This window comes from Streptomyces sp. NPDC087844 (assembly GCF_044742785.1).
Taxonomy (GTDB): domain Bacteria; phylum Actinomycetota; class Actinomycetes; order Streptomycetales; family Streptomycetaceae; genus Streptomyces.
In genome coordinates this window covers 205,673-212,468 of sequence record NZ_JBIUVD010000017.1, presented here as the reverse complement: position 1 = coordinate 212,468, position 6,796 = coordinate 205,673, and the positions used below count along the sequence as shown (strand labels likewise).

5 protein-coding genes are annotated in these 6,796 nt (G+C 70.3%); 2 read left to right on the top strand and 3 right to left on the bottom strand.

Going from position 1 to position 6,796, the window contains the following annotated elements; translation table 11 throughout:
- Positions 1-421 precede the first annotated feature (421 nt).
- Positions 422-967 (bottom strand): MarR family winged helix-turn-helix transcriptional regulator, encoded by a 546-nt coding sequence (locus tag ACIOKD_RS29505; RefSeq protein WP_402089989.1) that lies wholly within the window; start codon positions 965-967, stop codon positions 422-424.
- 147 nt (positions 968-1,114) lie between these two features.
- Here ACIOKD_RS29505 and ACIOKD_RS29500 point away from each other — a divergent pair, with 147 nt between their 5' ends.
- On the top strand, positions 1,115-2,386 hold the full coding sequence (locus ACIOKD_RS29500) for an MFS transporter (RefSeq protein ID WP_402090016.1): 1,272 nt from the start codon (positions 1,115-1,117) through the stop codon (positions 2,384-2,386).
- A 31-nt stretch (positions 2,387-2,417) separates the two neighbouring features.
- On the opposite strand, the gene ACIOKD_RS29495 is transcribed toward ACIOKD_RS29500, so the two are convergent.
- Both ACIOKD_RS29495 and ACIOKD_RS29490 read right to left on the bottom strand, forming a co-directional pair.
- Complete coding sequence (locus ACIOKD_RS29495) at positions 2,418-4,076, bottom strand: SpoIIE family protein phosphatase (RefSeq protein WP_402089987.1); 1,659 nt, start codon at positions 4,074-4,076, stop codon at positions 2,418-2,420.
- Positions 4,077-4,205: 129 nt separating this feature from the next.
- On the bottom strand, positions 4,206-5,573 hold the full coding sequence (locus ACIOKD_RS29490; RefSeq protein ID WP_402089985.1) for an NAD(P)/FAD-dependent oxidoreductase: 1,368 nt from the start codon (positions 5,571-5,573) through the stop codon (positions 4,206-4,208).
- Positions 5,574-5,952: 379 nt separating this feature from the next.
- On the opposite strand from ACIOKD_RS29490, the gene ACIOKD_RS29485 reads away from it, so the two are divergent.
- Positions 5,953-6,756: a TetR/AcrR family transcriptional regulator gene (locus ACIOKD_RS29485; RefSeq protein WP_402089983.1), complete on the top strand. Its 804-nt coding sequence runs from the start codon at positions 5,953-5,955 to the stop codon at positions 6,754-6,756.
- Positions 6,757-6,796: the final 40 nt, after the last annotated feature.

The following is a 6,796-nucleotide window of genomic DNA, read 5'->3' as shown; positions in this document are numbered from 1 at the left end:
GTTTCCGACTCTATCAGACCGTTTCCGGTTCCGATTTCCTCGGTGCTTTCCAGGTTTTCGCTTTCGCGTTTCCCTTTCCGGCGAGTCCGACTCTACCAGACCCTTTCAGGCCCGATTCCCAGTCGAAGTGGGGTTGTCTTCCCGGCTGTTGGGCCGTTCCGACGTCCAAAACTTTAGCGGATCCTGTCGGCAGTTCCTAATCGGAGCCGCCGACCCCAAATCGAAATTTATTCGGGCACGCCGAATTCAATCCCGTTGGGAGATCAGCTGATGGTTTGGTGTGCCGCATCCGCGGCGGAGGTGTTGTCGCAGAACCGTTACGGCTCCGTGGCAACTCGAAGAACCTTACGGATCCGCGAGGGGAGTGTCAAGTCTCCCCCGGGTGGCCGTCCGGCAAACCCCAACTCGGCCTGTCCGGGCCTCAGTCGAGGTCGGTGAGCCGGCCGCCGGCGTCCGGTTGTGCGTCCTCCACGCGTCGCAGCAGCCGGGTCAGCACGTCTTCCAGGGCACCGCGCTCCGTCTGGGAAAGGTCCTGGAGCAGGTCCTCCTCGAAGACGGTCGCGAGGCGCATGGCCTCAAGCCACTTGTCACGGCCCTCGTTCGTGAGTTCCACGATCACGCGGACCCGGTTGGACTCGTCGCGCTCCCGGGTGACGAGCCCTTCCGCCACCATCCGGTCGATCCGGTGGGTCATGGCCGCCGGAGTGAGGCCGAGCCTCTTCGCCAGGTCGCTGGGACCCAGGCAGTAGGGCGCTCCCGACAGGACGAGTGCCTTGAGGACCTCCCACTCGGCGTTGCTGATGCCGAGGGCGGAGGTCTGGCGGCCGTACGCGACGTTCATACGGCGGTTGAGGCGGCCGAGCGCCGAGACGATCTTCTCGACCTGGGGGTCGAGATCCTGGAACTCGCGCTGGTAGGCGGCGATCTGCTCGTCCAGCGTCGGCTCGTTCGCGGCGGGGTCACCCATAGCCGCAGTATGGCACGCGCCCGCTTGGCATTGAAGTCCTTCGGAGTGTATTGTTTAGCCTCTAACTTTAGCTTCGAAGTCTTCACTCCTAACTTATGAGGGAGACGTAGGACTTCTTGATCAGGGCAGGTGAAAGTGACCAGGGCGATGGGCGCGGAGATGCGCCGGATCCATGTGGGCAACGCACTCAGTGCGTTCGGCCTCGGCTTTACCGTCCCGTATCTGTACGTCTATGTGGCGCAGGTACGGGATCTCGGTGTCATGACGGCGGGTCTTGTGCTCGCCGTCTTCGCCGTGGCCGCGCTCGTGGTGCTGCCGTTCGCCGGGCGGGCCATCGTCCGGCGGGGGCCGATGCCCGTGCTGCTCCTCGCCCTGGTCACCGCTGCCGTCGGCTCGCTGAGCCTGGGGCTGGCGAGCAGTTCCACCGCCGTACTGATGTCCGCGGCCGCGCTCGGTGCCGGGCAGGCCGTGATGCAGCCCGCGCTGGCGACGATGATCGTCGACTGCTCGACCGCCGAGACCCGCTCGCGCGCCTTCGCCACCCAGTTCTTCCTGCAGAATCTCGGCCTCGGGGTCGGCGGGCTCATCGGCGGTCACCTCGTCGACGCCTCGCGGGCGAGCTCGTTCACTGTGTTGTTCGCGATCGAGGCGGCGATGTTCCTGCTGCTCGTGGTGGTCATGGCGACCGTACGGATGCCGCGGGTGCCCAAGGTCGCGGGTGCGCCGGGGCAGGCCAGGGGGAGCTGGAAGCAGCTGCTCGGCAACAGGGCCATGGTGCAGCTGTGCGTGGTGGGTTTCGTGCTCTTCTTCGCCTGCTACGGACAGTTCGAGTCGGGGCTGAGCGCGTACGGCGTCGAGGCGGCCGGTATCTCGACCTCCGCGCTCGGGACGGCTCTCGCCGCGAACACGGCGGTGATCGTCGTCGCGCAGTTCGCCGTGCTGAAGTTCATCGAGCGGCGCAAGCGGTCCCGGGTGATCGCCGCGGTGGGGCTGATCTGGGCCCTCGCCTGGGTCGTCGCCGGGTACGCGGGGCTCGGACACGGCAGTCAGGCCATGGCGACGGCCGCGTTCGTGTCGACGTACGCGCTGTTCGGGCTCGGGGAGGCGATGCTGTCCCCGACCGTGGCTCCGCTGGTCGCGGACCTGGCGCCGAGCGGGCTGGCCGGCCAGTACAACTCGGCCTTCGCCCTGGTGAAGCAGCTGGCCCTCGCGGTGGGCCCGGCAGTGGGCGGCCCGATGGGTGCCTCGCTGCACGCTCCGTACATCGTGACGTTCTTGCTGTTCTCGCTGGGGATCACGGTCCTGGCGGTGCGGCTGGGGCGGCAGCTCACTCCTGTGCAGAACCAGCCCTCGCTCGCGAAGAGCCGGGTCGTGGTGCGGGGCGGAGCTTCCGCGGAGTCGGTGCAGACCGCGGCCTGACGGGGCTGACGGGGCACGTGCGGCTGCCGGGTCAGGTGGGGCGTGGGAGTGCGAACTCGCACCACACCGCCTTGCCACCGCCCGGGGCGCGCCGGGAGCCCCAGTTCGAGGCGATCGTGGCGATGATCGCGATGCCGCGGCCGGACTCGTCGGCCGCTTCGGCGCGGCGGCGGCGCGGCAGGTGGTCGTCGCCGTCGGTGACCTCCACGATCAGCCGGCGGTCGGTGCGGCGCAGTCGCAGGCGCATCGGCGGGGTGCCGTGCTGGAGGGAGTTGGCGACGAGTTCGCTGGCGGCGAGTACCCCGAGGTCGTGCAGGTCGGGTGCGAAGCGCCAGCTGGTGAGGACGCCGGAGGCGAACGCACGCGCGCGTGGGGCCGCTTCCGTGCCGCCGAGCAGCTCCAGGGCCGCGTTGCGGAAGAGGTCGCTGTCGGGACCCGTACGCGCCGGGTGCTGGAGGACCAGGACGGCCACGTCGTCGTCGTGTTCGGCTGTCACGCCCATCGAGCGGACCAGCCGGTCGCAGACCACTTGCGGTGTGCCCGTGGCGCCGGCGAGTGCGCCCTCCAGGGAGGCGATTCCCTCGTCGAGATCCGCGTCCCGGCGCTCGACCAGGCCGTCGGTGTAGAGGACCGCGGTGGAGCCGGGGCCCAGTGGCACCGAGCCGGAGGCGTGCATCCAGCCGCCCGTGCCGAGCGGGGGGCCGGTGGGCTCGTCGGCGCGGTGGACGGTGCCGCTCTCGTCGCGGACGAGGATCGGGAGGTGGCCGGCGGAGGCGTACACCAGCCGTCCCTCGTTCGGGTCGTGGACCGCGTACACGCACGTGGCGATCTGGTTGGCGTCGATCTCCATGGCGAGGCCGTCGAGGAGCTGGAGGACCTCGTGCGGGGGCAGGTCCAGGCGTGCGTACGCGCGGACCGCCGTGCGGAGCTGGCCCATGACGGCCGCCGCGCGGATCCCGCGGCCCATCACGTCGCCGATGACGAGGGCCGTGCGGCCGCCGCCGAGGGTGATCACGTCGTACCAGTCGCCGCCGACCGCGGCCTCCGTGCCGCCGGGGTGGTAGGTCGCGGCGACGCGCAGGTCGTCCGGCTCTTCCAGTTCCTGCGGGAGCAGGGAGCGCTGGAGCGTGACGGCGGTCTCGCGCTGCCGGCGCTCGCTGGCCCGCAGCCGCTCGGCGGCCTCGGCGTGGTCGGTGACGTCCGCGGCGAAGATCAGTACGCCACCCCCTTCCGGGGTGGCCGAGACCTCGACGGGCGTGCACGTGAACGTGTACGAACGGCCGCCGGGGACCTTGCGGGACTTGACCGTACGCGGCTTGGAGCTGCGCAGGACCTGGTCCAGGAGCGGCAGGAGGCCGATCTCGGCCAGCTCGGGCAGCGCCTCGCGCGCGGGTTCGCCGGGCGGGCGGACTCCGAAGGCCGTCACATAGGCGTCGTTCACGTACGCGAGGCGGTGCTCCGGTCCGTGGACGAGCGCGACGAGGGCCGGGATGCGGTCCAGGACCTCGCGGACCGGCAGCTCGTCCACGGCGGGGGCGAGCGCGACCGAGGTGCCCTCGGCGGTCGGCCGCTCGGCGCGCGCCGCGGGCACGGAGCTCTCCGAGGGGAGTGCCGTGGGCAGTCCGTCGGCCCGCGCCGCCGCGCGACGCTGCGTTCCGGGGAGCCGAGCGCTCCAGCGCGTGAAGTTCACTGTGGGACAGGCCTCGTGGGGGATCGAAGGGCGAGCGGTCGGCCCGCCCATGGTCGTGATGGACCAGTGTGTCCGACGGGACCGACATTCGTCAGACGCCGGTCCCGCGGGCGGAGTTCCTGACTCCGGTCAGGACGACCCCTTCGGGTGGTCCTGGGGAGGCTTTCCACCGGCCGCGAGTTCGAACTCCGCGCGGGGGTGTTCGAGCGAACCGAGAGAAACGATCTCTCTCTTGAAGAGGCCCGACAGGGTCCATTCGGCGAGCACGCGGGCTTTTCGGTTGAAGGTGGGCACCCGGCTCAGGTGGTAGACGCGGTGCATGAACCAGGCAGGGTATCCCTTCAGCTTGCGCCCGTAGACGTGTGCGACACCCTTGTGCAGCCCCAGGGAGGCGACCGATCCCACGTACGTGTGGGAGTACGTCTCCAGCGACTCGCCGCGCAGGGAGCGGGCGATGTTGTCGGCGAGGACCTTGGCCTGACGGACCGCGTGCTGGGCGTTGGGAGCCGTCTCCGTGCCGGGCTCGGACGCGGTCACGTCGGGCACGGCGGCGGCGTCGCCCGCGGCCCACGCGTGCGTGGTGCCGTCCACGGTCAGCTGGGCGGTGCACCGCAGCCGGCCGCGTTCGTTCAGCGGCAGGTCGGTGGCCGCGAGGATCGGGTGGGGTTTCACGCCCGCGGTCCACACGACCGTACGGGTCGGGAAGCGGGCCCCATCGCTGAGGACGGCGACGCGGTCGGTGCACGAGTCGAGGCGGGTCCGAAGCCGTACGTCGATGTTGCGGCGGCGCAGCTGGGTGACGGTGTACTTGCCCATCTCCGCGCCGACCTCGGGGAGGACGCGGTCCGAGGCCTCGACGAGGATCCACTTCATGTCGTCGGCCTTGACGTTGTGGTAGTACCGGGAGGCGTAGCGGGCCATGTCCTCCAGCTCGCCGAGCGCCTCCACTCCGGCGTAGCCGCCCCCTACGAAGACGAAGGTCAGGGCGGCGTCGCGGATCGCGGGGTCGCGGGTGGAGGAGGCGATGTCCATCTGCTCGATGACGTGGTTGCGCAGACCGATGGCCTCTTCGACGGTCTTGAAGCCGATGGCGAACTCGGCGAGACCGGGGATCGGAAGGGTGCGCGACACGGAGCCGGGGGCCAGCACCAGTTCGTCGTACGAGAGCTGGTCGGGACCCGTGCCCTCCTCCTCGGTGGCGAGGGTCGCGACGGTCGCGGTGCGCTTGGCGTGGTCGATCGACGTGGCCTCTCCGATGACGACGCGGCAGCGGTCGAGGACGCGGCGCAGGGGTACGACGACGTGGCGAGGCGAGATGGAGCCCGCGGCCGCCTCGGGCAGGAAGGGTTGGTAGGTCATGTACGGGTCGGGGGTGATCACGGTGATCTCCGCGTCTCCCCGTTTCAGCTCCTGTTTGAGCTTCTGCTGGAGACGCAGGGCGGTGTACATCCCGACGTAGCCGCCGCCGACAACGAGAATGCGCGCACGTTCCTTCACTCACCCATGACGCACCGGCCACGGGCGTTTGTCCACAGGCCCGTCAATTTGTGTGACCGGCCGCCGAAGACGCGCGGAGCGGCTCGATTCGCCGGAGCGCGCGGAAGTTTCGCAGGTCAGCAGGTGTGAGCCGGGTGGCATTAGGGGGCGCAACCGGGACGTAAGCGGCCCGTACTCCGATCGGGGGGCGCTCCGTGCGGAACCTCCCCCTTCTGAATTGACTCCGCCTCAACTATGTTCGTGTGTCATCGGGGTGTAGGGGGATGCGCTCGACGGGTCCGTACGGCGGGGTCCTACGGCGAAGGTTGTTCCGCTGACTCCGGTCTGTCGATGGCGGGGAGAGTCTCCGGGGGGAGACGTCATTACCGGGGGAACACACATGCATATTCAGGACACTCATTGGACCTCTGCGTCCGCCCTTCCAACGGGCGGCGCGACCGGGGCGGCGGCGGGGAACGGACGCGCGGCGGATGTATCGCGCACCACGCCACTGCGGGTGGACGCACAGCGCAATCTGGAGCACGTACTGCGTGCGGCACGTGAGGTCTTCGGGGAGCTGGGGTACGGCGCTCCCATGGAGGACGTGGCACGGCGTGCGCGGGTCGGTGTCGGCACGGTGTACCGGCGCTTCCCGAGCAAGGACGTCCTGGTCCGGCGCATCGCCGAGGAGGAGACCTCCCGGCTGACCGATCAGGCGCGCTCCGCGCTCGGACAGGAGGACGAGCCGTGGTCGGCGCTCTCGCGCTTCCTGCGGACGTCGGTGGCCTCGGGCGCCGGGCGGCTGCTGCCGCCGCAGGTGCTGCGGGTGGGGGTCGGCGAGGACGGTTCGGTCCTCGACGGGACCTCGGTGCTCGACGGAGCGTCGGTGCGCGACGGGGCGCGGGTGCCGCAGCAGCGGTCCCAGCCCGGCGGGCCCGATCTGCGGCTCGTGGAGCAGCGGTCGGCTTCTCCGGGGGAGCCGGACGAGGACGACGCCGGGGCGGCCCAGCTGCTTGAGGTCGTGGGACGGCTTGTGGACCGGGCGCGCGGTGCGGGTGAGCTGCGGGCGGATGTGACGGTGTCGGACGTACTGCTGGTGATAGCCACGGCGGCGCCGTCGCTGCCGGATGCCGCGCAGCAGGCTGCGGCGTCCGCGCGGCTGTTGGACATTCTGCTGGAGGGGCTTCGGTCTCGTCCCGCGTAGCCGGGTAGCCGCGTAGCGCTTGGCCTTTGGTGCGCGGTTG